Genomic DNA, 24122 nt, shown 5'->3' on the forward strand with positions numbered 1-24122 from the left:
ATATCTAGTGTCTAAGAAGAATCATTAGTATTTTTTCTGGATCTCTTGGAAGTTACCAGAATTTTAATGGACAAGAAGTGTTAAATCTTATCAAGCAAGAACTGTTACATTTAGTTTAGCAGTCACAACATTTTTTATTTTAATAAATAATTAATAGTTATATAAGAAAGTATTAACCTTTTACATCTAATATGATCCCATAAGCAATTCAAAAAATTAATTGCTTTTTAAAAAAATTTGAGAGGAAGGATGAAACGATGAGAACAATTGCCTTAGTATTATTAGGTTGGTTTGTTGGTAATCTCTTAGGCAGTGGAATGATAAAAATATGTCTAGTTTTATTTCATATAGATGTAACGAAAATACCTTTTGTTATTTTGATTCTCCCGTATCTTACTGCTATTGGTTTAGCAATTGCTCTGCCCTTAATAGATAAAAAGAGAGTAAAGGAGGAAAGCTATAATGAGTAAAATGATAAAAGCTATTATAGGATTTATTATTGGTGGTTTGGTAGGGTTTTTGTTATTCGGCGACAGGGGAATAGGAATTGAAATAGAAAAACTAATTTTTGCTGTAGTTGGGGCCGGTATTGCTCTTTATTTAGACAATTTGAAAAATCGATGAAAACATGCCTATATACAGTCATGATTGGTGCACCTGGTCCTCTGAAGACTGGGCAGCACCAATTATAATGTACAAAGGTGAGATCCCTCCATTGTCACAGTGATCAATCATCAATGTAACTTGTTGATATAGTTAAAATTTACTAGATTTATTTTGACAAAAACAGTCTTTCAAGGTAAGATAATTTTAATTTCATTCAATTCGAATAATTAAAACATTATTGGTGGTGGTTGCTTTTGGTATGGCAGGTCAGTAAAAATATACTAACCTTTCTTCTCGTTTTAATAGGAATTATGCTCATTCTATTACTACCACGAGAAAGAGAGATTGAAGTGTTTCGTCCTACACACCAAGTTGCAGACTATCCGTTTACGATGGAACTTTATAAAGAAAATATCAGTCAATTTATCGATCATTTTCAAACAAATAATGGATTTGGAACAACAAAAGCTGGAACGCCAATCATGGAGGAAATCCAAAGGTTCTTAGTGAGAAGCTTGAAGATTATTATTCCTGGGTTTATTTTGACGATGCTAATCGGTCCTCTAATAGGAGTTTTGCAATTTTACAATCGAAAAAGAAAACGAGGAAGAGTGCTTTCGTTTTTCTCCTGGATCTTCTCTTCTATACCAGACTTTTTCTTGTTTATATCCTGTCATTATTTGTTACTTGTGTTAATGCGTCATGGGTTACCTCGATTTAATATTTATAGTAATGATGACTGGTATAGCTTTATTATTCCTTTAGTAGCTATCATGATATTCCCGCTATCACATATGGTGAAGGTAACCTCCGTGGCGATGGAAAATGAAATGAGCGAAGAATATGTAAGAACGGTTTTATCAAAAGGTCTAACAAGGTATAAAGCGCTTGTTCATATGGTATGGAATTGCTGGTCCACAATCATTAACCAGTCTCAATTAGTCATTATTTACATATTATCTAGTTTGCCGATCATTGAAAAACTATCCAATTACAATGGAGCAGGTTATCAACTGTTGCAAAGCATATTAGAAGATGAAGATGTACGGGCGTTGGCATTTATGCTGCCATTGCTAGTAATAGTCTTCACGGTTACGATTCTATCATTAGCAATGAAGTATTGGTTGGTGCCGAAGGGTGTGAGAGAGGCATGAGGAAAGGAATATATTACATCAAAAATAATTTCATATTCTGCTTTGGTCTACTACTGTTGATTTTCCTTTTCTTTATGGCGTTCTTTGGGCAATACTTACCATTTATTGATGAAGATTTGGAGAAAATAGATTTTGTTATGACAGAAGGTAGTCTTTCAGTAGCACCTTTTGAACCTTCTAAAGAGCATCTTTTAGGAACAGACCGGGAAGGTAGGGATATGCTAAGTCTAATAGTGATGGGAGCAAAAGAAACTTTACTCATTGTAATTCTCGTTACACTGATTCGCTATCTTTTGGCTATTCCTCTTTCCTATTTAGCGCATAAAAAGTTTTTAGGTGCGAATGTATTTTTAAAGGGTTTGAATCAATTTTTTTCATATGTACCGACGATAATAATGGTTGTGTTACTTGCTACACTACCTCCTTTTTTATTTTCAGATACAAGACCCTATTTATTAATACTGATTATTGCTTTTGTTGAAGTGGGTAGAGCAGCAGAGATGATCAAAGTGGATTTGGATGAGATTGCTTCGAAAGAATTCATTCAGAGTGGGCTGGCAGTGGGAGCAAACTCTTTTACGTTATTAAAATCATACTACTTACCATTTCTTTATGGAAAAGTATCTGTTTATTTCATCTCTGATATCAGTAAAGTTATGTTTTTATTAGGTCAGTTAGGACTCATTGGAATATTTATTTCACAGGATCTTATTCAAGTAGAGATTGGCGTCTTTGAAATGAGAAATGATTCCATATCTTGGCCGATGCTGCTCATGAATTCTACGCTTGATATACGTGGTCCAATTTGGATTCCGTTTTGGTCAGCGTTTGCTATGACCCTAACCATATTTACGTTTAATTTAATTGCTCATGGAATACAAAACCTACCTAAAAAGAAAGACTCCTATATTTAATTTATGATGGGTATTAACTAGTAGCAATATTATTTACACGTATTAAAAGAATCGCCAATCCGGGTCGGGTTGGCGATAACTTTTTTAACCATTAGATTGTATCTCTTGAACAATTTGTTCACATATTTTGTGCGTAATAAAGGAGTCATCTATGGATGGATCAGGTTGCTTTTGATGTTGAACACAGTCTATAAAATGATCGATAAGTTGATAAAATCCGCGTTTATACAGAGTTGGCACCCAATCATCAAATTTAGATATACGTATTTCTTTATGGTGAAAATGTGTGGTATCAACTAGGCGATCTACAACATATTTGTTAGTTCCAGTGTTATATTCAATGGTTTCTTCGGTCACCCCGCCATTTCTGTTCATTACGCCTAATGCAATACACCCATCTCCAATAAGCTGTACTACTAGCCGGTCAAGCTTATCCCCGGTTTGATGAAACGTAACGTGCACGTTATTTACTTCCGTGTCCATCAAGAAACGCAGTGTATCTACCACGTGAATAAAATCTTCCACCACAAATCTTCTTGGAAAATCGGGAGCAGAAAATCTATTTTTCTGCATAATAATGAGATTTGGACTCCCTTGTTCCTTGAGATCTTTTACTCGAGGAATAAACCTTCGATTAAATCCTACCATTGCAATTTTTCCAGTATCTTTAGCGAGTTTGACTATTTCTTCTGTTTCCTGGAAATTCAAGGATATCGGTTTATCAATATATGTGCTAATCCCATTTTCTAATAACCTTTTCGTAATTTCATAGTGAGCTTCTGTAGCAGTGCTCACAAATGCTGCATCAATGTTTTGTTCGATTAGTTCTTCCACAGTTTGAACCTTTTCTCTGATTCTATACTTTCTCGCTAACTGATTGAGGGTATCCGCATTTCGTGTGCAAAACACAAGTTCAATATCTTCTCTTTCTGAAAGTACAGGCAAGTAGGCTTTCTTTGCAATATCTCCCAATCCGATAATCCCTATTCTCATGAAACCGCTCCATTCATTTAAATAATTATTATCTTATCAATGATGGGAGGTAAACACAAAAATCTCTTATTATTCTACAATGGTTTAAAATCCATACGATGATCTGTGGCTTGAGCAAGTAATTCTAGTTTTTCATTAATATAACGATTATCTAATGATAGTAATGATTCTTTGTCGATTCCTTCCACAATGTATTCGGTAAATTCCCAAACGATTTCCTTAACCTCCTTTGAGTTGCTTTCCGCAATAATTGTCAATGCTTTAATTCCTGCAGAAAGTACAGATATATCATGAAAACCGCTTTGGCGAATTTGGTAAAAGCATTGATAAAGATAGTCCGAAAAGTTGGGTTGCTTATAAATTACCCGTAAGTTCCGTTGCTTATCATTATGAAATGACCTGGGTAAATGTTTCTTACCTAATTTTGTTAAAATCTTTCCCAGGTTATCAATGCAGTTAATAGCTGTATTAGGATCGTTTATACCGGGAGATAATGCTCGTAACGCAATTTCAACAATCTTTGTTAGTCCAGTTTCAATATCGTTATAAGCAGCCTGTTTCGTTCCAATGGTTACAAATCTTTCATAATTATCTTGGACATTACTATCTCCAAATGTCCACAGTGAAAGGAGTGGTGTGTCTGGATCCACATAATCATTAATTCGCTTTTCAATACGGATAATACTTTCATCCTTACTAGCTTGTCCTACCATTCCCTTTACATCAATATCCTGTATATAGCCTGCCTTTTTTACAGTAATAGGTCTTGGTTTTATCTGCTTAATTTCTTCACTTTCCCAATCATCCCAAGGTGCATCTTTATTTACATTTTCCACATCTTTTAGGTCATTATTAATTTTTTTGATTGTGTCCAATGTAATGTTATGAATTAAGTTACTCACCTGTATCCAGCTTGTAACATGGTGAATAAAGAAAACGAAAACGATCAAACAAATAATTGCAATAATGATAGCAAAAAAAGGGACAATGAATTGATTTACTTCAACCGTCTCACGCAAGAGTAATAATAAAAGTAGAGAATAAATAATTCCTCCGACAAAAATACCAAGGACACGCTGTGTATGGTGATCTCTAATGAAGTTTTGTAACGTCCTTGGAGAGAATTCAGATAGATATGTAGTTAATACGACAAGAATGGTAGAGAAAGTAATGGTCGTCATCGTTAGAAGTGAAGCGGAAATAGAGCTGAGTATTGTTTGAGCCAGATCGATATCGGCAAAAAGCATGGATGGAATAGCCGAATAAATGGCATTGAATTTTAAAATGAATGCATCCAGTTTAGTGCTTAGAAATGCTAGAACCGCTGCAATCAAACCATATACACTAGGTAAATACCAAAAGCTAGAACGAATTCGGAACATGAAATTTTTAAATGCCAAATGAATTCACCACCATTCATGCTTATTTTTCACAGGTTACATATGATTTATTCTAATGACCGAGTTTTAAACGGTAGCTAATTTTAACGTTTTCCTCTTTTAATCTTATTGAATCAAGTGCCACAAACCCACTCCGGCAGAAAAACACGCTTTAGCTTCCAGTAGCGATTCGCTCATAAAATAAAATATTCGCTCAGAACCAGCAGCAATTCGCTCATAAAATGAAATATTCGCTCAGAACCAGCAACGATTCGCTCATAAATAAAAATATTCGCTCACAAGCAACAATTCAATCGATCTTTTTAGGTAAATAAAAAAGTAATGTAACCACTCACGAAAACATAGGTTTATTAGTAGTCAAAAAAAATTATCCATCTTTTCTTTTGGACAAGCTATTGCCAAATTAATGTCATAAAAGTGATAAGGGAAATGAGAGTGGGGGATGACCTTGGATTTTTTTGAGCCTTTAGTTAAGATTCTATTAATAAACTTAATTCTAAGTGGCGATAACGCAGTAGTAATAGCTATGGCAAGTCGAAACCTGCCAGATAAGTTAAAGAAAAAGGCGGTACTGTGGGGAACGATTGGAGCAGTTGGATTCAGAATTGTATTTACGTTACTTGTGATTTACTTGTTAAAGCTACCTTTTATTCATTTGATCGGTGGAATACTTCTTTTAATTGTTTCCTATAAATTATTAGTGGACAACCATGGGGAAGAAAATAATATTAAGGTTGGTAGTACGCTTAAGGATGCCATCATCATTATTATCTTTGCTGATTTACTAATGAGCTTAGACAATGTTTTAGCTATTGTAGCTGTTTCTAATAATGATATCCTTCTAGTTATGCTTGGAATAATTCTTAGTATTCCTATTATCCTTTTTGCAAGCCAGTATATACTTCGTTTGATGGATAAATACTCCTTTATTATTTATCTCGGTGCAGCACTTCTTGCATGGACGGCAGGTGAGATGATCGTAAAAGAAAAAATTGTACATCAATATATTACTTCATATCCACTGTTAGAGGTTGTTTTCTTGGCTAGTATCGTCCTTTTTGTTATTACGATTGGTAAGTATAAAAGAAAACATACTTAGCCTAGTGTCGAATATTAGGGATGTTAGGTGTGGTCTCGTTTTTTAATGAAATCTGTAATTGTAAATGTCGGTTAATTGACGCATAGAATACATCTTTTTTATCTTTTATTCCTAGTGCGGAAAGTTGTTGTTCTAACCATTCGTCATTTAGATGAAATTGTTCAAGCACTGTAGAATAAATGTTTCCTTCTATTATAACAGGAAAAGTAATGGTAGAGGATTTGTTTGGAATATTCATGTCCTCTACAGTTACTGGGTTCTTTCCTGGCTTTTTTAAAACACTTAATGATCCATTTGACTCTATTATAGCGGTTTCTACTTCCGCAATATCAAATACATTCTTTTCTCGTAACATTTGAAGAATGTTATCGATGGAATATCGGATTTTCTTTATGTTTTGATCTAGTAGTTTGCCATTGTAAATAACTATAGTCGGTTCAAAAGTGATGAGTTTTCCAATGGTTCGGTTGGAAATTTTCCACTTACTAACAAGGCGTTGAAATACTCCTAAAGAAATAATTGCTGCAGCTGTTGGGAGGTGGTGAATGTTCGGGTCAGCTATATCTGCACCAACAACTGCACCGAGTGTTAAGACGATTAAAAAATCAAATATTGGTAACTCTCCTATTGCACGCTTCCCCATATATAAGGTGACAAATAATAGTAACGGTAAAATAGTTGCTATTCTTCCTAACGTAACACCTATTTCTTTTATCGTTTCATACATTAGCTTTGCCCTACTTCCCAATCGCGTTTCTAATATTATTTTTAACTGAAGTAGAACTATACATAAATTCCGTCGATTCATGTATGTAAAAAAACTGACCAACAATATTTTCTTGTTTGATCAGTCTTAAAAATTAACTTTTTTCTTACCGCCTTCTGAATAGTTTTGCCATTTTTTGAATAGCTCCTTGTATTTTGGCATTTTTTTATCTACAACTGGTGTAACAACTGGGTCTTTGATGCCATTTACAAGCAACGTAATTATAAATTGTTGACCAGGTTCATCAATAAAGTACGATCCTAATTTAAACAGATCTGCTTTAGAAAATAAGTCGTTAAGCCGTAAGTTGATTTGACGGAAAGCTTCCATATCTACATCTCTCGTATATCCAATATTGATTATTAATTGCTCCCCGTCTGTAAAATCCTCTGGTAAATATGGAGTAGAGATTAAGTATTTCAGTGGTTCATCAAAGGAATCTCCCTCAATAGTATGTAGAAAAAGTGGTCCCTTTTTCCTTTTTATAAATGTATCGATATCTTGGAAATCGATATTAATTTCACCTGTCTGTTCTACCATTTCCCGTAGTGTATGAATCGTACGTTCCTCAATAGCATTGAAGGTAAGATTGGCTTCACGAATGCTTGTAGTTGATTCAATTGTTTCCATTAAGGCATCACTATCAAAAAATATAACAGCATCACAAATTTCTTTCATTTGGAAATATTGCTCCGTTGCAGTTTGAAATCTTTTTTTTCCTTCAAATCGGAATGGAAAGCGGAATATACCAATTAAAAGTGCTTTTCTCTCCTTTAATACTTGTAACTTTCGACTAAGATCCTCGGTTTCACTAGAGTTTCCTCCTATAAATCTATAAAAACACAATTCTTCTCTTTGAAGGTCTGCAATAACAGACTGTTCCCTATCGGAAAAGTCGGTATCCATTTTGAATAAACTAAAATTTATCGCCATAATGTCTCTCCCAACTCTGCTTTTTCATCATTATATCGGATATATCTCATAAAACTTGTCAGATTATGTTGAGAAAATCAACTAGTTTTGTTGAAAGACAGGGTCTGTTAGATCAATTTCTCCAAATAGGGAACAAACACCGTTTCTTCTCCTAGCCTTTTTCATAGATTATCAGTATCTCATAGAAAAGGAGGAGAAATAGATGGTTGGTATTTCAATGATAGAAATGATAAGAAACAACGCAGCGCGACTAGACCGTCATTTGCGTGAAGAATTTCTGGCATTGTATCGTCCGTTCAAGCATACTCCCTGTTATTTGCACCGCCCCTATGAAGCATTTTTAAATAAAAAAAAGAAACTACCGGTGATTATTAAGTTTAAAGATACTGAATCTATTAGCTGTCAAAATGATATGAATCTAGTAAAGGATATCGTCTCTCGTTACACAGGTTGTCAGCATAGAAAGGACTTTAAGAGTATTAAGTCCTGTAGTGCTATTGTTACACCGACTGCACTGAAGGACATACTTTCATCTTGTAATCATGTTCATAAAGTCTATTACAATCGAGAGGTTCGTGCGTTATTGGATGTGGCTACACCTGCAATCCATGCGGACAACCTCATTAGAAATGATGCCCAATTAACAGGGGAAAATGTAACGATTGCGGTAATCGATACCGGAATATTTCCACATGAGGATTTACGAGGGCGCATGAAAGGATTTCGCGATTTCATAAACAATCGTAGGGAACCTTATGATGATAATGGTCATGGGACCCATTGTGCAGGGTGTGCATTAGGCGATGGAACAGCATCAGACGGGAAGTATAAAGGACCCGCTCCAAAAGCCGAAGTAGTTGGTATAAAAGTGCTTGATAAACTTGGATCCGGTTCATTAGAAACAGTCATGGAAGGGGTTCAATGGGCGATTGATCATAAAGATGAATTGGGTATTGATGTATTATCGATGTCCATTGGAAGTCCAGCGAGCTCCGTTTATCCAAATGAAAATGATGACCCAATGGTACAAATGGTAGAAGCGGCGTGGGATGCCGGGATGGTAGTTTGTGTAGCTGCTGGTAACGAAGGTCCAGATAGTGGTACCATTTCAAGTCCAGGGATTAGTGACAAAGTCATTACAGTTGGAGCAATAGATGATCAAAACACCGTTTCACGTACAGGGGATGAGATTGCTAGTTTCTCAAGTAGAGGTCCAACGTTGTACAATGAAATCAAACCAGATGTCGTTGCTCCAGGCGTTAATATTGTCTCTTTAAGGTCACCACGTTCTTATATAGATAAGCAGCGAGATACTAGAGTGGATAAATATTATACGACGCTATCAGGCACTTCGATGGCAACTCCTATATGTGCAGGTTTAGTAGCTTTATTGCTACAATACAATCGTACGTTAACGCCGAATGAGGTTAAACGAATGGTGATGGGAAGTGCAGATGCATGGGGAAACGGTGATCCAAATGTATATGGGGCAGGTTATATAAACGCAGAAAAAACAATACCATTAGCATAGAAATAAGCTCCAGTTTACGGAACTGGAGCCTTACATAATATTTAGAGAGCCTCTTTAATCACTCGCTTATAATACAACACCGAAAGAAATCCGAAGACGGAATACAAAGCGGTATAAAAGATCATGACCATAATCATCGGTGTCCACATTTCCGTGCCGAAGAAAAACCAACCAGATTTCACGGCGAAATAACTATGACTCAACCCTACGACTAAAGGTATTCCAAAATTAAAAATTTGTTTTGCACGTATGCCTTTTAATAAATCATGTTGTGTGAATCCTAGCTTTCGTAAAATTGTATAATTAGATTTTTCATCTTCACTTTCGTCCATTTGTTTAAAGTAAAGAATACACCCAGAAGTAATAAGGAAGGTTAAACCTAAGAATCCAACGATAAACATGATAAGGCCCATCGTTTGTTTTTGATTTTGACTTAATTCTAATCGAGATTCATGACCTGCCCACTTACTTACATCTTGTTGAAAGATATCATTTGCTTCTTCTAAATCTCTAGACCTTTCAATATCAATGCCAACATAAACAGGAAATTCCATTTCTTCCAAAGTGTCTGGATTTAGCCCTTCTTCAAGCTGTTGGTAGATTTCATGATCAACAACAGCAGCTGGGAATCCACCTTGCGTAAGACGTAACGGTAAGATACTCTTATTTTCTATTCCAATATACGCCAACTCAATGGTGTTATGATCTCCGATGAAATTGACGTGACCGGATTCTTCTAATGTTAAGAATTGCAACAAAGCTTCATTTGAATTAATAAAAATAGTCTCTTTCGTTGAAATATCCAAATCATCGATAAATTCATCACTTACAACAGTCATTGCTGTTAAGCCAGGGTCGAAATTTAAGTTCATCTCATCATAGGAACCTAAAATGTCGGATATATCTACTTCTATTTCTAATAAGTTCATTTTGGTCGTAGTATAAGCTATATCGTGGTTGTCTAATGTAGTTGTAAATTGTTCTGCATGCTCCTCATCTGGGATAGAAAAATGATTAGGAACGGATTGCTCCGCTGTTTTTTCTGCAGAATAATAAGAAATATAGCTCAAAGATAATAAACCGAGAGCAAGAGCGGATACGGTTGTTATGATCGTTAATAACAAAGAATTCGATCTCATCCGAAACATAATAGATGAAAGTGATAATACATCTTTTACATTTACATAGCCGTCCTTCTTTTTACGGATAATATTAAAAATAAAGCTCACCGAGCCTTTGTAGAATAAAAATGTCCCTAAAATGACACTTCCGAGAATAGCTATCATTGCCATGAATAACTCATTCATTCCGACAAAGTCTCCACTAAATAGTCTTGTGGATAAATAGTATCCGAAAGCAATGAATCCAATCCCCAAGACACCTAAAATAACTTGAGTGAGTGACAGTTTCTTTACTGTATCTTCGGTTGTGGAGTTTACTCGAAACAAGGATAAGATATTTTGTCTTCTGATAAAAATGAAATTCATTAACAAGATTAAAACATAGATACACGCAAAGACAAGGATGGTTTGGGTTAATGCTTCTGTCGAGAATCGTAAGGTAGCAACTGCTTCAATGCCTATTACCTTAAGCAAAATCATCATAGCTAACCTAGACATGGAGAACCCAATAAAAATTCCTACGAACATAGATCCAAAATATAGCATAATGTTTTCCATACTAAGGATTCTAAATATTTGACCCTTTGTCATACCAATTAGTTGAAATAACCCAATTTCTTTACTACGACGTTTAATAAATAAGTTGTTTGCATATAAAAGGAAAATAGTTACGATCATGATTAATATAATCGAACCCGCTTTAATTGCTGCTGCTCCTTTAATGGACCCTTTTGCTTCATCCATCGATGGATCATACTGTAATGTGACAAAGGCAAAATATAAGGCAACACTAAAAATTAACGCAAACACATAAAGATAATAGTTTTTCAGGTTTTTCTTTAAGTTTCGATAGATGAGATGCTTAATGTTCATGGTTTACCCCACCTAACACACCCTGGGTTTTAATAATATCTTGAAAGAATGATTGTCTTGTTTCCTCACCCTTGTTTAATTGTGTGTATATTTGACCGTCTTTTATAAATACAACCCTTTTGCTAAAGCTTGCTGCTACGGGATCATGGGTAACCATTACAATGGATGCTTCTCTTTTTTGGTTCAGTTCGCTTAGTTTATTGAGTAAATCAGAGGCAGATTTGGAATCGAGTGCCCCAGTAGGTTCATCTGCGAAAATAATGCTGGGCTCATGTATAAATGCACGAGCTGCAGAAGTTCGCTGCTTTTGTCCACCAGATATTTCATTTGGATACTTATCTTTAATGTCATCAATACCTAGCTCAGCTGCTAAGGTTTGGAACTTATTATCTGCCTCTTTTTTGGAAACTTTTTTAATGGATAAAGGTAATAGAATATTTTCTTTCACGGTTAATGTATCTAGTAAATTATATTCCTGAAAGATAAATCCTAAATGATGCTTCCTAAATTCGGCTAGTTGTTTGTCCCGCATTCTAGTGAATTCTTTTTCTTCAATTTTAATCGAACCCTTTGAAACATGATCTATAGATGATAGTACATTCAGTAATGTTGTCTTTCCGGAACCAGATGCTCCCATAATACTAACGAACTCGCCCTTTTCTACATGAATGTCAATTCCTTTTAACACTTCTTGTTTATTAAATTTATTTCCATAACTTTTATAAATTTTATTTGCCTCAAGTATTTTCATTTGATTCACTCCTTCTTGCTTCTATTTTAGACAAAATATAGCGTATTTACCTTTATATGATATAACAATACAAGGAAAGCATGTGACAATGTTGTCACATGCTTGTGATAGTTACAAAATCATTCTTTTTTGGGAATGATAACGTAAAGGTGGTTCCTTTACCGACGATTGACTGTACATGAAGGCGTATATGTAACGATTCGGCTACTTTTTTCGTTAAGTATAAGCCCATTCCAGTTGAGGCACTGTCTTTATGGTTGAGCGTAGAAGTAAAACCTTTATCAAAAATTCGTGGCAGGTCCTTGGGGTCAATACCACGACCAAAATCTTGAATCTGTAAATGATCAATGCCTTCCTGCTGATAGCCTTTTATTATAATGTCGGTTGAGTCGCTGTATTTGACAGCGTTCGTAAGAAGTTGCCGTATAATAAATCCAAGCCATTTTACATCGGTGAGAATTTCCGTAAATTCAAGGGAGACATCAAAACCAATTCCTTTTTGGATACACCATGATTTTAACGCTTTAATTTCCTGAAAGATTAATGGCTCGATAGCTGTTTTTTCGATATATAAATCATTTTTAATGAATGGAATACGCTTTTGATGTAGTTGTTGATCCACTAATAAATGGACACGTAGCCACTCGTATCGTAATTGTGATCTCAGGTTTTCGTCATCCACTCGATCAATCATTAACTGCATGGCTGTTAATGGTGTCTTTACCTCATGAATCCAAGATAATAATTCATCTTTTTCTTGCTCCAGACTCGTTAGTTGGTCATTAATTTCCTCTTTATAGAATTCTGTCAATTGCTTCAGATGTTCTTCGATTAATGTTTCAAATGGTGTTTCTGCTTTTGGTATACTGGATAAATCAATAGTACGATCTGATTCTTGTACACTTCGATAGAACTTTGATTCTTTGTTATAACGGATGATGACAAAGGCACCCCAGCTAATGAGAGATAGGAAAACAATATATATCATCGGCATCAGCGCAATTGACGGATCAATGAAACTGATAAATATGAGTAATAGCTGTATGGCAATGAAGAAGATGATCCAGCTTCGTCTTTCTCTTAAAAACTTACGAATCATAAGGTAGCCTCTTCCTTAGCGATATATCCTTGTCCCACTTTTGTCTCAATATATTGTCCTAATCCAAGATCCTCTAATTTTTTTCTTAGTCGGTTTACATTAACGGTTAACGTATTATCGCTGACAAACCGCTCGTCGTCCCATAAACTCTTTATTAATTCGTCACGAGAAACAATTTCATTTTTCTTTTCGATTAAAATCTTTAAAATATACATCTCATTTTTTGTGAGTTCAACAGAGTTCGTATGCGTTGTTACGATGTTTTTGGCATAATCAATTGTTGCACCGCACCATGTCTTTAGGTCTAATTGCTGCTCCGTATTGTAATTATAAACTCGTCGAAGAACGGCTTGTATTTTAGCAATTAGTACATCGAAATGGAAGGGCTTTTGGATAAAATCATCTGCACCTAGCTGCATGGACATTACCATATCTGTTGGGTGATCACGAGAAGATAAAAAGATAATTGGCACATTCGAATGAGAGCGAATCATTCGGCACCAATGGAATCCATCGAATTTAGGTAACTGTATATCAATAATAACTAAATCAGGTTTATTTGTAGTAAATTCCTCAATGACATGCGCAAAATCAGAAATACCTTGCACATGGTAGGACCATTGAGACAATCTTTCTTTTATTTCCTGAAATAGGGTTGTATCATCTTCGATTAACATAATTTTAAACAATTGATTCACCACACAATTCCCGTAAGAATACTTTCCATATTATAGTAATATGATTCCAGTAACAATGTAAATAAATATATATCTACGTAAACGATCAAGTAAATATAAGAAAAAAAGAAGGAATTCTACCATATTTTAACGAAATTAGTTATATATAACTAGAGCAGATAGATTGTTTTACATAAATTCAAATGGGGATGATGTAATTTGGTCTGGATGAAACGTGATAATATTCATATAAATTATGAATGGATTCAATCCGAAGATCCATATGCGGAGGAAACACTTATTTTAATTCACGGTACTGGTCTAGACATGCATTCATGGGATTTCGTAATACCATATTTTCGTAAACACTATGATGTAGTTGTTTACGATTTGCGTGGCCATGGTGATAGTGATGCTGGCGAACAAAAGAGAACCGTTGAAATTCTTAGTGAAGATTTGAAATACCTATTATCTGAATTGGACATACAAAACTATCATTTTATCGCACAAGGTTTTGGTGGACTAGTTGCAGTCTACCTCGCTGCGCAAGATGAAGAAGTGAAACAACGGTTACGTTCCTTGATATTATTCAGTGTGCCATTTCATTACCCAAAGAAACTTGGAGACAAAGTTATTAATCAACGAAAAGAATTTGTAAATGGGCAGCGTAATGTATTAGAAATGGGGAAGAAGTTAGTCAACAACATATGCTATGACCTTACAGAAGACAAGGAAAAGATTTTACTACATGCTTTTGAAAAAGTGTCACCGGAAGTTTACTTTGATTTATTTCATACAAAGGATTTGCATCATGCAATTATGTATTTACAAAAAGTAGATAAACCAATACTAATCCTTTCTGGTTCAGAGGATGAGGTATTTCCTCCCGAATTAAATAGTGCGAGTCTCAACTTTAATCCGAATGCCAGATATTATACCGTACCATTCGCTTCGTTTTTAATACAGATGGATCAACCAGAAATTACATCGGAATGGATTCACAATTTTATTGAGAAACAAAACAACAACCAAAGAAACGTATCAGAGAATAATTATCAAGAAGAATTAACTTCGGAAATGTATTCAGAGATAAGAGGGATGTTTAGTGAAAAAAGAGAACATTATAATGAATTACACGTCCATATTATGAACGGTTTCGGTGTCGTTGTAAATGGGGAAAGAATCCATGAAGGATGGGGAAAACGAAAGGCTAAACAAATTCTTGTTTACCTAATCCTTCAACAATCGGTTACACGTGATGAGCTCTGTGACATATTTTGGCCAGAAGTAGATCTTATCCATGCTCGTAACCGTTTAAGGGTAGCCTTGCACCATTTAAAGCATTTGCTAGAAGCGGACCGTAAGACTAGTGCTTCTATTCTGGTGACCGAAAGAGAGCATGTTTTTTTACAAGGGAAAGTAAAGTCTGACTTACACAGTCATTTAGAAGCGATAGAAAATGCGCAATTACTTGAAGATGACAATCAAAAAGCTATGCAATATAAAAAAATACTAGCAGAAATTACGGATAATCCGTTACCTGGACTTTATGAAGAGTGGTTTCTAAATAAAAGAAATTGCATTGAAGAAAAATGGGGAGATATGTCGATATTCCTTGCTGATTGGTATGAAAAACAAGGCAAGATGAAAAACACTTTGTATTATTTAAAGACAGCATTAAAGTATAAAATAGATGATTTTCACTTGAATGAACGTGTGAATATCTTAGAACAACGCATGGTTTAAGACATTTTCTAGCTTCTGAAAAAGGGTGCAGTTCATCATAGTTATATAATTTTTTTCATGTGTAATGATACTGTAACGAGTCATTTGCTATAATTCAGGGTATAAATATTTGAAATCTTATTCCGCTGTTCAGAAAAAGGCAAACCTATTGAAAAGTAGGGACGCAAAGTCACAGATCTACAGTTGGGAACAATATGATGGCTGGGCTACCTGAAATACAATTGTATTTTAGGGGGGAACTATGATTAACTCTGTAAACGTGAGGCTTGATCAAGAGTGGGTGGAACTGATTCAAGAAGCAAAGGACATGGGGATGACCTTGGAGGAAGTTAGAGCGTTATTCCAGGAAAAGGGTATTAAGAATTTCTTTTTACATACCGAGAAAGAGATCCGTGTGTAGGAAAGTTAGAAATAAATAATGGATTGGACCTTACCTTTCTGGATGAGAAAGGTTTTTCTTTTGGAGGAAAATCACCCTTTATCTATCAAATACTACATTATAAAATGAAATATATATATAATAGATGATGACAGCAGTGGAAAAAGCAAAACGGTAAAAACCAAATTGCTATTTCTGAGTGACATCGTTTGTGGAATAAAGAAGCCCGCTACTAATCATTAGCGGGCTTCTTTACTTTGAAACAAACTTATTGCCGGTTATCCAAAACCGATAAGGATAATCCTTTGCTTCTCCGGAATTATGAATACCTATTCGTTTTCCTTGTGTAATACTATCTGGAGTAAAACCTTCCGCAATATAAAGTGGTGGCTCTAGGAATGAACGTCCGTAATCAGCAGTCGAAATCCCCATCGCCTTTGTAAGCTTCCCTGGTCCACTCGTTAGGTTTTCGATCTTTGTGACAGGTCTTCTTTTTTCCATTAAATGTAGTCCTTGCTTAGGCTCAACTGCACGAATCAAGACTGCTTCCGGTTGACCTATTTCTCCGCTCACAACATTTACTAGACAGTGCGTATGCATTGTATATGTATACACCATTCCAGCTTTTCCGAACATAATTTCTGTACGTTTCGTTCTCCTATTTTGAAAGCTATGGGCTGCGCGGTCGGTTGCACCTAAATACGCCTCTGTTTCCACAATATAACCGGAAGTATTTCCTTCCTCTGTTTCGTTCACTAACACACAACCAAGTAAGGATCTTGCTAATTCTAGTGTAGGTTGATCGTAAAAGGTTTCTGGTAAAGGCTGCATATGTATGTACTACTCCTTCCTATTTCCTCTAAGTATCTTTATCTTGAGACAAGCATAAAATTCAGTGAGGTAAATTGCAACTCTGCAAAACCTCACTGAATGAAATACTAGGATTCACTTTTAGAAGAGCTTGGTTATAAGAGGCGTTATATGTAAAGGCAACTAGTTATTCGTAAGGAATGACATATATACCATTATTCGGGATCCAATCGGCATATAAAACCTTCTCACTACTATTTATCCCTTTTGTCACAAGTTGCTTCTGCAGCCATGTTTCATCAAACCCTAGGCTTCGAATGTTATCTTCAATAACTTCTCCATCCATAATTAACGTGGTACTAAGATCAGTAGGTTGTGGTGGCAATTTTAAATCTTCTATGGTTACCTTTTGATATAAATGCTTCTTTAATACACTGATCGCTCCATTTGATTCTAGTATGGCGAATGCTACTTCCCGAATCGAGAAAATCTCACTTTGCCTTAGTAAACTTAATAGTTGATTGATATTCATCCGGTTCTTTTTTAATTGATGTCTATCAATTTTTCCATCACGAATAATAATGGAGGGGTTACTCTCCAATAATCCTCTTAAACTTTTATATTTTAACAGAATCTTTTCCATTGAAATCATTAAAATACCCCATAAGAGTACGGTGTAGATGATATATATCATACTTACTTTATCTTCATATATACCATTTCCTAGCAACTCTGATAATACGATTGCAGTAATAAAGTCAAAGGGGGTTAATTGATTAATAGTGGTTTTTCCTAAAATCTTCGTAATAAAAAACAGAAGAAAGAATCCAATGATGATCTTCAAAGAAACGTCGATAAAGCTTAACTCCATATTGCCCTCTCCTAAATCTACAAAGTAGAAACTATATTTCTATTAACAGTTTTGGCATTTTACAATAATTTATTCCTATGAAACTAATTTTTAAAAAGGTTAGCGGATGAAGCGGGAAAAACTTCGGAATCATGTACTAAACTTCTGCATAAGATGTATAAATACCGCGACCTATATGGAGGGAATACCATGGACATTCTAGGAAAAGTGAAGAGCTATCGAGAAGAGGAAAGACGCTTGCAGTGGGAAGGGACTTTCGCGGAGTATTTGGAAATTGTTAAAGAACGACCAGAAGTAGCCCAAACCGCACATTCCCGTGTGTATAATATGATCAAAGCATCAGGATTAACCGAGAGAGATGGTAAGAAAATGTACCATTTTTTTGGTGAAGAAATTTTTGGGCTAGAAGAAGCAATTGAAAGGTTAGTAGAAGAATACTTTCACCCAGCTGCGAAGCGACTAGATGTACGTAAGCGCATATTGCTATTGATGGGACCTGTGAGTGGAGGAAAATCAACCATTGTTACCATGCTGAAGCGAGGTCTAGAGCAATACTCACGGACAGATGAAGGCGCGGTGTATGCGATTAAGGGCTGTCCAATGCATGAAGATCCATTACACCTCATACCAAGTCACTTGCGAGAGGACTTTTTTGGGGAGTATGGTATTCGTATCGAAGGAAGTTTATCACCATTAAATACGATGCGTTTGGAAAAAGAGTATGGTGGGCAAATAGAAAATGTAACAGTGGAGAGAATATTTTTCTCTGAAGATAAACGAGTAGGTATTGGAACATTTAGCCCATCTGATCCAAAATCCCAAGATATTGCCGATTTAACAGGGAGTATTGATTTCTCTACGATTGCAGAATACGGATCAGAATCCGACCCACGTGCATATCGCTTTGACGGCGAATTGAATAAAGCAAATCGAGGTATGATGGAATTTCAGGAAATGCTTAAATGTGATGAAAAATTTCTATGGCATTTGCTATCACTGACACAGGAAGGAAATTTTAAGGCTGGTAGGTTTGCGCTAATTTCTGCAGATGAATTGATTGTGGCGCACACGAATGAAGCAGAATATCGTTCCTTTATTTCGAATAAAAAGAATGAGGCACTTCACTCTCGGATTATTGTAATGCCAATCCCTTATAACCTGAGAGTAAGTGAGGAAGAACGAATTTACGGAAAAATGATTAAGGAAAGTGATATGGCACATGTGCATATTGCGCCACATGCATTAAGAGTTGCTGCCATATTCTCGATTTTAACTAGACTAAAGGAATCAAAGAAACAAGGTGTAGACCTTGTGAAAAAGATGCGACTGTATGATGGAGATAGTGTCGAAGGATTTAATCAAGTAGATGTTGAAGAACTTAGCAAAGAATTTTCTGATGAAGGTATGAATGGAATTGATCCGCGTTATGTGATTAACAGGATTTCCTCTACAATTATTCGAAAAGAGATTTCTTCTATTAATGCACTTGATGTATTGCGATCATTGAAGGATGGGTTAAACCAACATGCGTCCATTTCACAGGAAGATAAAGAGCGATATATGAATTATATCGCTATTGCAAGAAGAGAGTATGATGAAATTGCGAAGAAAGAAGTTCAGAAAGCATTTGTATACTCTTATGAGGAATCGGCGAAATCATTAATGGATAATTATTTAGATAATGTGGAAGCATATTGCAATAAAAATAAACTGCGTGATCCTTTGACTGGCGAGGAAATGAATCCAGATGAAAAACTGATGCGTTCAATAGAAGAACAAATCGGAATTTCCGAAAACGCGAAAAAAGGATTCCGCGAAGAGATTTTAATCCGAATTTCTGCATATGCAAGAAAAGGAAAGAAATTCGAGTACAATTCACATGAGCGATTGCGTGAAGCTATTCAGAAAAAACTGTTTGCTGACTTAAAAGATGTCGTTAAGATTACTACTTCATCCAAGACGCCAGATGAATCACAGCTTAAGAAAATTAACGAGGTCATTGCGAGATTAATCGATGAGTATGGATATAATTCCGTATCGGCGAACGAGTTACTCCGTTATGTCGGAAGTTTATTAAATCGATAAACAAAAGAATGACAACAAGACTGACATATTGTTAGTCTTGTTGTTTTTTCAAAAGAAATAGGGTTTTTAAGTGCAATCTTATGCATGTTGATGCATAAGATAAATAAAATATCATGTTATACCATTTTTGGTAATATGATATTTAAAAATAAATATAGGAGGGAAAGGCATGCAGGAACAGAGTAAGAATTTTGTCGTATCCAAAGAAGACTGGTCCCTCCATCGCAAAGGCTTTCAAGATCAACAGCGTCATATGGACAAAGTAAAGGAAGCCATAAAAAATAATTTACCGGATTTAATAAGTGAAGAAAGCATTATTATGTCTAATGGTCGCGATGTAGTGAAAATTCCAATTCGTTCTTTGGATGAGTACAAAATACGCTACAATCACAACAAATCGAAGCATATAGGCCAAGGTGATGGTGACAGTCAGGTTGGTGATGTGGTCGGTCGTGAGCCTGGAAAAGGAAAAAATGGACCGGGCCAAGGAAAAAAGGCAGGAGATAAGCCTGGTAAAGATTATTATGAAGCGGAAGTGTCATTGGAAGAGCTAGAGGATGCGCTTTTCAAAGAACTTGAACTACCTAATTTAAAGCAAAAGGAACAGGCAGAGATTGTTACCGAGAAAATAGAATTTAATGATATTCGTAAAAGAGGTTTAATGGGTAATATTGATAAAAAACGAACGATTTTAACTGCTTTAAAGCGTAATGCGACAGAGGGAAATGCAGAAATAACACCAATATATAATGATGATTTGCGCTTTAAAACGTGGAATGAAGAGATTAAGCCGGAATCAAAGGCAGTTGTTTTAGCAATGATGGATACGAGTGCATCTATGGGTACATTCGAAAAGTATATGGCTCGAAGCTTCTTCTTTTGGATGACGCGATTTTTGCGAACCAAGTATGAATCGGTAGAAATCGCATTTATCGCACATCATACGGAGGCGAAGGTTGTTTCAGAAGAACATTTCTTTTCCAAGGGTGAAAGTGGAGGTACGATTTGTTCCTCAGCATATGATAAAGCATTAGAACTCATCGATGAAAAATATAATCCATCTCGCTTTAATATTTATCCTTTTCATTTTTCAGATGGAGAGAATATCACCTCGGATAACCCGAAGTGTATTCAGCTGGTGAATGAAATAATGGATGTTTCCAATATGTTTGGGTATGCTGAAGTGAATTTATATAATCGTCCTTCCACATTAATGCGAGCATATCAGTCATTGGAAGATCCGAAGTTTCGTCATTATATTATGAAAGAGAAGAAAGATGTGTACCATGCAATGAAAAAATTCTTTCAAAAAGAGGCATTAGTTGTTTAATTGACCCCCTTGATGGGGGTTTTTTGTTGTAAGAAAATAATTGGCTTAATTTATTTGGAACATCTACGCCCAGCCACGAAGTACAGGACATCCTAGTGTTAATGCTGCCAAGGATGTGAAAATATTCTGAGTGAAACATCGCACACAGAAAATGTGATTTTCTTTTTCAAGGACGCAGGTAAATTTTCTCTTGTGAGCTAATATTTAAGTTTATGAGCGAATTGGTGTACTTTCTGAGCGAATAATTGAACTTAACAGCGAATCGCTCCATTTACCGAATCAATACACTTACATTAACTCATCTCACTAACAGGTTCACTCCACAACCTCTATTTTATAAACCCCACGATCCGTACTAATTAAAAACTTCTGGCCGTCATACTCATATAATGAGTCATCCTGTAACGGAATTTCATACATGGATGTTGGAAGCGGCTGATGTGTACTATTGGTCACACCGGTTGTAATATCACCATCCCCATTTAAGTGAAGGGAATGCATCGGCTCATAGTCATCTATTCGACGTGTATTTCGAGCATAGGAAACATCTCGTAAATGTAATACAGTTTGATCAAGGTCATCCATCTCATGCTTTGTTACTTTAACCGTTTGTCCGTTCCACTGTTGTAATAAATCATTAAATTCCTCAATAGATAAAAATTTCTGTTCCATATAATCCCTCCTATTAGTAGGCTATCCTCAATGAAAGCAATCATACGAAGGTTTCGCGTTTGAATCGTGGTAATTTTTAACTTGAACTGGGTGAAGTATAACAATTGACAGTCCATACTGGATTATGATATTTAAAATATAGATTAGCACTTGAGAGGTTAGAGTGCTAATTCAAACTGAAAGGAGAGGTTATTATGGGCAAAACAGAGTTTAAAGCAGAGTCGAAACGGCTGTTAGACTTAATGATTAATTCCATTTATTCACAGCGTGAGGTCTTTTTACGAGAACTTATTTCAAATGCAAGTGATGCCATTGACAAAATATATTACAAGGCATTAACTGATGAGAAGCTTCGCTTTGATCCAGAGGATTACTACATAAAAGTAGATGCGAATAAAGATAGAAGAATATTAACTATAACCGATACAGGTATTGGAATGACAAAAGAGGAACTAGAAAAAAATCTTGGTACCATCGCCAAAAGTGGTTCTTTATCTTTTAAAAATGAAAATGAAATTAAAGATGGTCACGATATCATTGGTCAGTTTGGTGTTGGTTTTTATGCAGCATTTATGGTTGCTGATGTTGTGACGGTTATTAGTAGATCCTTAGGAAGTGAAGAGGCTTATAAATGGGAGTCACAAGGTTCTGATGGGTATACCATTGAGACAACGGAGAAAGAAACGGTCGGAACAGAAGTGATTTTGAAGATAAAAGAAAGTACAGAAGAAGAATCATATGATGAATTCCTGGAAGAATACCGTTTAAAAGATATTATTAAAAAGTACTCTGATTTTATCCGTTATCCAATAAAAATGGATGTTACTGAACGTAAGCTTAAAGAAGGAAGCGATGATGAGTACGAAGATATTATAGAAGAACAAACGATCAATAGTATGGTACCTATCTGGCGTAAAAATAAGAAAGAGTTAACAGATGAAGACTACCAGAATTTTTACCAAGAAAAAAGATATGGTTTTGATAAACCTTTAAAACATATTCATGTCAGTGTGGATGGTACTATCCGATATAATGCTATTCTTTATATTCCTGAAAATAGACCAGTTGACTATTACTCTCAAGATTATGAAAAAGGCCTAGAACTATATTCTAATGGCGTTCTTATCATGGAAAAATGTTCCGATTTACTTCCAGACCATTTCAGTTTTGTAAAAGGTCTTGTTGATTCAGAAGATCTATCATTGAACATTTCCAGGGAAATGCTGCAGCATGATAGACAATTAAAGCTAATTGCAAAAAATATTAGTAAAAAGATTAAGAGTCAGTTGCTAAGTTTACAAAGAGATGAAAGAGAGCAATATGAAAAGTTTTATGATGCCTTTGGAAGACAATTGAAATTTGGCGTTTACAATGAATTTGGTGCAAACAAAGATGTACTAAAAGATCTACTAATGTTCTACTCTTCTAAGGAGAAGAAATTAGTTACGCTGGACGAGTATGTATCTAGAATGCCGGAAGATCAAAAGTATATTTATTATGCAACTGGTGATTCGTATGAAAAAATTGATAAACTTCCACAAACAGAAATGGTTGCAGATAAAGGGTATGAAATTCTGTACTTCACAGAAGAAATAGATGAATTTGCAATTCGCATGTTAGTGAATTATAACGATAAAGAATTTAAATCAGTGTCCAGTGGAGACCTCGGAATTGACTCGGAAGAAACGAAGGAATCGGAGAAAGAGGATACCGAAAACAAAGATCTATTTGACTATATGAAAGAGGTACTTTCAAATAAAGTTAAAGATGTACGAGTTTCTAAGCGATTAAAAACACATCCTGTTTGCTTATCTGCTGATGGTGATATTTCCATTGAAATGGAAAAAGTCATTAATGCAATGCCTGATAACCAACAGATAAAAGCAGATAAAGTGCTTGAAATCAATACTAATCATGAGATCTTTACAAGCTTGAAACAAGCATTTGAACAGGATAAAGAAAAAGTCGATCTGTATACAACGATTCTATATAACCAAGCTTTATTAATTGAAGGCTTACCAGTTGAAGATCCAGTAGAATTTACAAATAATATGTGTAAGGTAATGGTATAAGTGTAAAGGCTGGGATTGTGATAAGTTCCGATTGAATCGTAATATAATAAAAAAATTAAAAGGAGATACAATTCGCAATTGAATTCGTATCTCCTTTTAATTTGTTATGAAAGGGGTTGTATAGCGATAACATTTGAAATGATACAAAGGCAAAGTAACTTCATATGTGCTTGCCACTTCATATGCGAATACGAGTCCTCAATATAAGCCATTATTTTTTTCTACCAACAAAAGCCCCCG

The 24122-nt window shown here is 35.3% G+C and carries 22 protein-coding genes and 1 riboswitch; of the genes, 11 read left to right on the forward strand and 11 right to left on the reverse strand.

Going from position 1 to position 24122, the window contains the following annotated elements; translation table 11 throughout:
* Positions 1–257: 257 nt before the first annotated feature.
* The 4 genes from ACFSTA_RS03600 (at position 258) to ACFSTA_RS03615 (ending at position 2674) form a co-directional block, all read left to right on the forward strand.
* A complete protein-coding gene (locus ACFSTA_RS03600; protein WP_377555184.1) occupies positions 258–470 on the forward strand; it encodes a hypothetical protein in 213 nt (70 codons plus the stop codon).
* Positions 463–624 (forward strand): hypothetical protein, encoded by a 162-nt coding sequence (locus tag ACFSTA_RS03605; protein WP_377555185.1) that lies wholly within the window; start codon positions 463–465, stop codon positions 622–624. Before ACFSTA_RS03600 ends, ACFSTA_RS03605 begins: the two co-directional genes overlap by 8 nt.
* A gap of 236 nt (positions 625–860) precedes the next feature.
* Positions 861–1760: an ABC transporter permease subunit gene (locus ACFSTA_RS03610; protein WP_377555186.1), complete on the forward strand. Its 900-nt coding sequence runs from the start codon at positions 861–863 to the stop codon at positions 1758–1760.
* Positions 1757–2674, forward strand: a complete 918-nt coding sequence (locus ACFSTA_RS03615) for a peptide ABC transporter permease (RefSeq protein ID WP_377555187.1) — start codon at positions 1757–1759, stop codon at positions 2672–2674. The genes ACFSTA_RS03610 and ACFSTA_RS03615 overlap by 4 nt, the downstream gene beginning before the upstream one ends.
* An 84-nt stretch (positions 2675–2758) precedes the next feature.
* On the opposite strand, the gene ACFSTA_RS03620 is transcribed toward ACFSTA_RS03615, so the two are convergent.
* Positions 2759–3667 (reverse strand): Gfo/Idh/MocA family protein, encoded by a 909-nt coding sequence (locus ACFSTA_RS03620; protein ID WP_377555188.1) that lies wholly within the window; start codon positions 3665–3667, stop codon positions 2759–2761.
* A 74-nt stretch (positions 3668–3741) separates the two neighbouring features.
* On the reverse strand, positions 3742–5067 hold the full coding sequence (locus tag ACFSTA_RS03625; RefSeq protein ID WP_377555189.1) for a DUF2254 domain-containing protein: 1326 nt from the start codon (positions 5065–5067) through the stop codon (positions 3742–3744).
* A 448-nt stretch (positions 5068–5515) separates the two neighbouring features.
* Here ACFSTA_RS03625 and ACFSTA_RS03630 point away from each other — a divergent pair, with 448 nt between their 5' ends.
* Positions 5516–6166: a TerC family protein gene (locus ACFSTA_RS03630; RefSeq protein ID WP_377555190.1), complete on the forward strand. Its 651-nt coding sequence runs from the start codon at positions 5516–5518 to the stop codon at positions 6164–6166.
* A 1-nt stretch (position 6167) separates the two neighbouring features.
* On the opposite strand, the gene ACFSTA_RS03635 is transcribed toward ACFSTA_RS03630, so the two are convergent.
* Entirely contained in the window at positions 6168–6893 is a 726-nt protein-coding gene (locus ACFSTA_RS03635) for a DUF421 domain-containing protein (protein WP_377555191.1), read from the reverse strand.
* A gap of 126 nt (positions 6894–7019) precedes the next feature.
* The gene (locus tag ACFSTA_RS03640) at positions 7020–7865 is read right to left on the reverse strand and encodes a cell division protein FtsZ (protein ID WP_377555192.1); all 846 of its coding nucleotides are present in this window, start codon (positions 7863–7865) and stop codon (positions 7020–7022) included.
* A 202-nt stretch (positions 7866–8067) separates the two neighbouring features.
* Between ACFSTA_RS03640 and ACFSTA_RS03645 the strand changes: the two genes are divergently transcribed.
* A complete protein-coding gene (locus ACFSTA_RS03645; protein ID WP_377555193.1) occupies positions 8068–9396 on the forward strand; it encodes a S8 family peptidase in 1329 nt (442 codons plus the stop codon).
* Positions 9397–9437: 41 nt separating this feature from the next.
* Here the strand turns inward: ACFSTA_RS03645 and ACFSTA_RS03650 are convergent, their stop codons facing one another.
* From ACFSTA_RS03650 to ACFSTA_RS03665, 4 genes are all read right to left on the reverse strand, one after another.
* Entirely contained in the window at positions 9438–11390 is a 1953-nt protein-coding gene (locus tag ACFSTA_RS03650) for an ABC transporter permease (protein WP_377555194.1), read from the reverse strand.
* Positions 11380–12141, reverse strand: coding sequence for an ABC transporter ATP-binding protein (locus ACFSTA_RS03655; RefSeq protein ID WP_377555195.1), 762 nt, complete (start codon positions 12139–12141; stop codon positions 11380–11382). The genes ACFSTA_RS03650 and ACFSTA_RS03655 overlap by 11 nt, the downstream gene beginning before the upstream one ends.
* Before the next feature lie 94 nt (positions 12142–12235).
* Positions 12236–13240 (reverse strand): sensor histidine kinase, encoded by a 1005-nt coding sequence (locus ACFSTA_RS03660; protein ID WP_377555196.1) that lies wholly within the window; start codon positions 13238–13240, stop codon positions 12236–12238.
* Complete coding sequence (locus tag ACFSTA_RS03665; RefSeq protein ID WP_377555444.1) at positions 13237–13929, reverse strand: response regulator transcription factor; 693 nt, start codon at positions 13927–13929, stop codon at positions 13237–13239. Before ACFSTA_RS03665 ends, ACFSTA_RS03660 begins: the two co-directional genes overlap by 4 nt.
* Before the next feature lie 216 nt (positions 13930–14145).
* Between ACFSTA_RS03665 and ACFSTA_RS03670 the strand changes: the two genes are divergently transcribed.
* Positions 14146–15663, forward strand: coding sequence for an alpha/beta fold hydrolase (locus ACFSTA_RS03670; protein WP_377555445.1), 1518 nt, complete (start codon positions 14146–14148; stop codon positions 15661–15663).
* A 128-nt stretch (positions 15664–15791) separates the two neighbouring features.
* Positions 15792–15877, forward strand: a riboswitch (cyclic di-GMP riboswitch).
* A 27-nt stretch (positions 15878–15904) separates the two neighbouring features.
* A complete protein-coding gene (locus ACFSTA_RS03675) occupies positions 15905–16063 on the forward strand; it encodes an anti-repressor SinI family protein (protein ID WP_377555197.1) in 159 nt (52 codons plus the stop codon).
* 231 nt (positions 16064–16294) lie between these two features.
* Here the strand turns inward: ACFSTA_RS03675 and ACFSTA_RS03680 are convergent, their stop codons facing one another.
* A complete protein-coding gene (locus ACFSTA_RS03680) occupies positions 16295–16873 on the reverse strand; it encodes a DNA-3-methyladenine glycosylase (protein WP_377555198.1) in 579 nt (192 codons plus the stop codon).
* 166 nt (positions 16874–17039) lie between these two features.
* Positions 17040–17723, reverse strand: a complete 684-nt coding sequence (locus ACFSTA_RS03685) for a DUF421 domain-containing protein (RefSeq protein WP_377555199.1) — start codon at positions 17721–17723, stop codon at positions 17040–17042.
* Positions 17724–17912: 189 nt separating this feature from the next.
* Between ACFSTA_RS03685 and ACFSTA_RS03690 the strand changes: the two genes are divergently transcribed.
* Entirely contained in the window at positions 17913–19808 is a 1896-nt protein-coding gene (locus tag ACFSTA_RS03690) for a PrkA family serine protein kinase (RefSeq protein WP_377555200.1), read from the forward strand.
* A gap of 169 nt (positions 19809–19977) precedes the next feature.
* Positions 19978–21138 (forward strand): sporulation protein YhbH, encoded by a 1161-nt coding sequence (gene yhbH, locus ACFSTA_RS03695; RefSeq protein ID WP_377555201.1) that lies wholly within the window; start codon positions 19978–19980, stop codon positions 21136–21138.
* A 315-nt stretch (positions 21139–21453) separates the two neighbouring features.
* On the opposite strand, the gene ACFSTA_RS03700 is transcribed toward yhbH, so the two are convergent.
* Positions 21454–21810: a hypothetical protein gene (locus tag ACFSTA_RS03700; protein ID WP_377555202.1), complete on the reverse strand. Its 357-nt coding sequence runs from the start codon at positions 21808–21810 to the stop codon at positions 21454–21456.
* A gap of 194 nt (positions 21811–22004) precedes the next feature.
* Here ACFSTA_RS03700 and htpG point away from each other — a divergent pair, with 194 nt between their 5' ends.
* Positions 22005–23882 carry a molecular chaperone HtpG gene (gene htpG, locus ACFSTA_RS03705; RefSeq protein ID WP_377555203.1) on the forward strand — a complete coding sequence of 626 codons (1878 nt, stop codon included), beginning with the start codon at positions 22005–22007 and terminating at the stop codon, positions 23880–23882.
* Positions 23883–24122: the final 240 nt, after the last annotated feature.

The sequence above is a fragment of the Ornithinibacillus salinisoli genome (assembly GCF_042684965.1).
Taxonomy (GTDB): domain Bacteria; phylum Bacillota; class Bacilli; order Bacillales; family Amphibacillaceae; genus Ornithinibacillus; species Ornithinibacillus salinisoli.

Coding starts and splice junctions, on each gene's coding strand:
- htpG (WP_377555203.1), top strand. CDS start 22,005: ATGGGCAAAACAGAGTTTAAAGCAGAGTCGAAACGGCTGTTAGACTTA.
- yhbH (WP_377555201.1), top strand. CDS start 19,978: ATGCAGGAACAGAGTAAGAATTTTGTCGTATCCAAAGAAGACTGGTCC.
- ACFSTA_RS03605 (WP_377555185.1), top strand. CDS start 463: ATGAGTAAAATGATAAAAGCTATTATAGGATTTATTATTGGTGGTTTG.
- ACFSTA_RS03650 (WP_377555194.1), bottom strand. CDS start 11,390: ATGAACATTAAGCATCTCATCTATCGAAACTTAAAGAAAAACCTGAAA.
- ACFSTA_RS03690 (WP_377555200.1), top strand. CDS start 17,913: ATGGACATTCTAGGAAAAGTGAAGAGCTATCGAGAAGAGGAAAGACGC.
- ACFSTA_RS03680 (WP_377555198.1), bottom strand. CDS start 16,873: ATGCAGCCTTTACCAGAAACCTTTTACGATCAACCTACACTAGAATTA.
- ACFSTA_RS03660 (WP_377555196.1), bottom strand. CDS start 13,240: ATGATTCGTAAGTTTTTAAGAGAAAGACGAAGCTGGATCATCTTCTTC.
- ACFSTA_RS03620 (WP_377555188.1), bottom strand. CDS start 3,667: ATGAGAATAGGGATTATCGGATTGGGAGATATTGCAAAGAAAGCCTAC.
- ACFSTA_RS03685 (WP_377555199.1), bottom strand. CDS start 17,723: ATGGAGTTAAGCTTTATCGACGTTTCTTTGAAGATCATCATTGGATTC.
- ACFSTA_RS03700 (WP_377555202.1), bottom strand. CDS start 21,810: ATGGAACAGAAATTTTTATCTATTGAGGAATTTAATGATTTATTACAA.
- ACFSTA_RS03635 (WP_377555191.1), bottom strand. CDS start 6,893: ATGTATGAAACGATAAAAGAAATAGGTGTTACGTTAGGAAGAATAGCA.
- ACFSTA_RS03675 (WP_377555197.1), top strand. CDS start 15,905: ATGATTAACTCTGTAAACGTGAGGCTTGATCAAGAGTGGGTGGAACTG.
- ACFSTA_RS03670 (WP_377555445.1), top strand. CDS start 14,146: ATGAAACGTGATAATATTCATATAAATTATGAATGGATTCAATCCGAA.
- ACFSTA_RS03615 (WP_377555187.1), top strand. CDS start 1,757: ATGAGGAAAGGAATATATTACATCAAAAATAATTTCATATTCTGCTTT.
- ACFSTA_RS03600 (WP_377555184.1), top strand. CDS start 258: ATGAGAACAATTGCCTTAGTATTATTAGGTTGGTTTGTTGGTAATCTC.
- ACFSTA_RS03645 (WP_377555193.1), top strand. CDS start 8,068: ATGGTTGGTATTTCAATGATAGAAATGATAAGAAACAACGCAGCGCGA.
- ACFSTA_RS03655 (WP_377555195.1), bottom strand. CDS start 12,141: ATGAAAATACTTGAGGCAAATAAAATTTATAAAAGTTATGGAAATAAA.
- ACFSTA_RS03640 (WP_377555192.1), bottom strand. CDS start 7,865: ATGGCGATAAATTTTAGTTTATTCAAAATGGATACCGACTTTTCCGAT.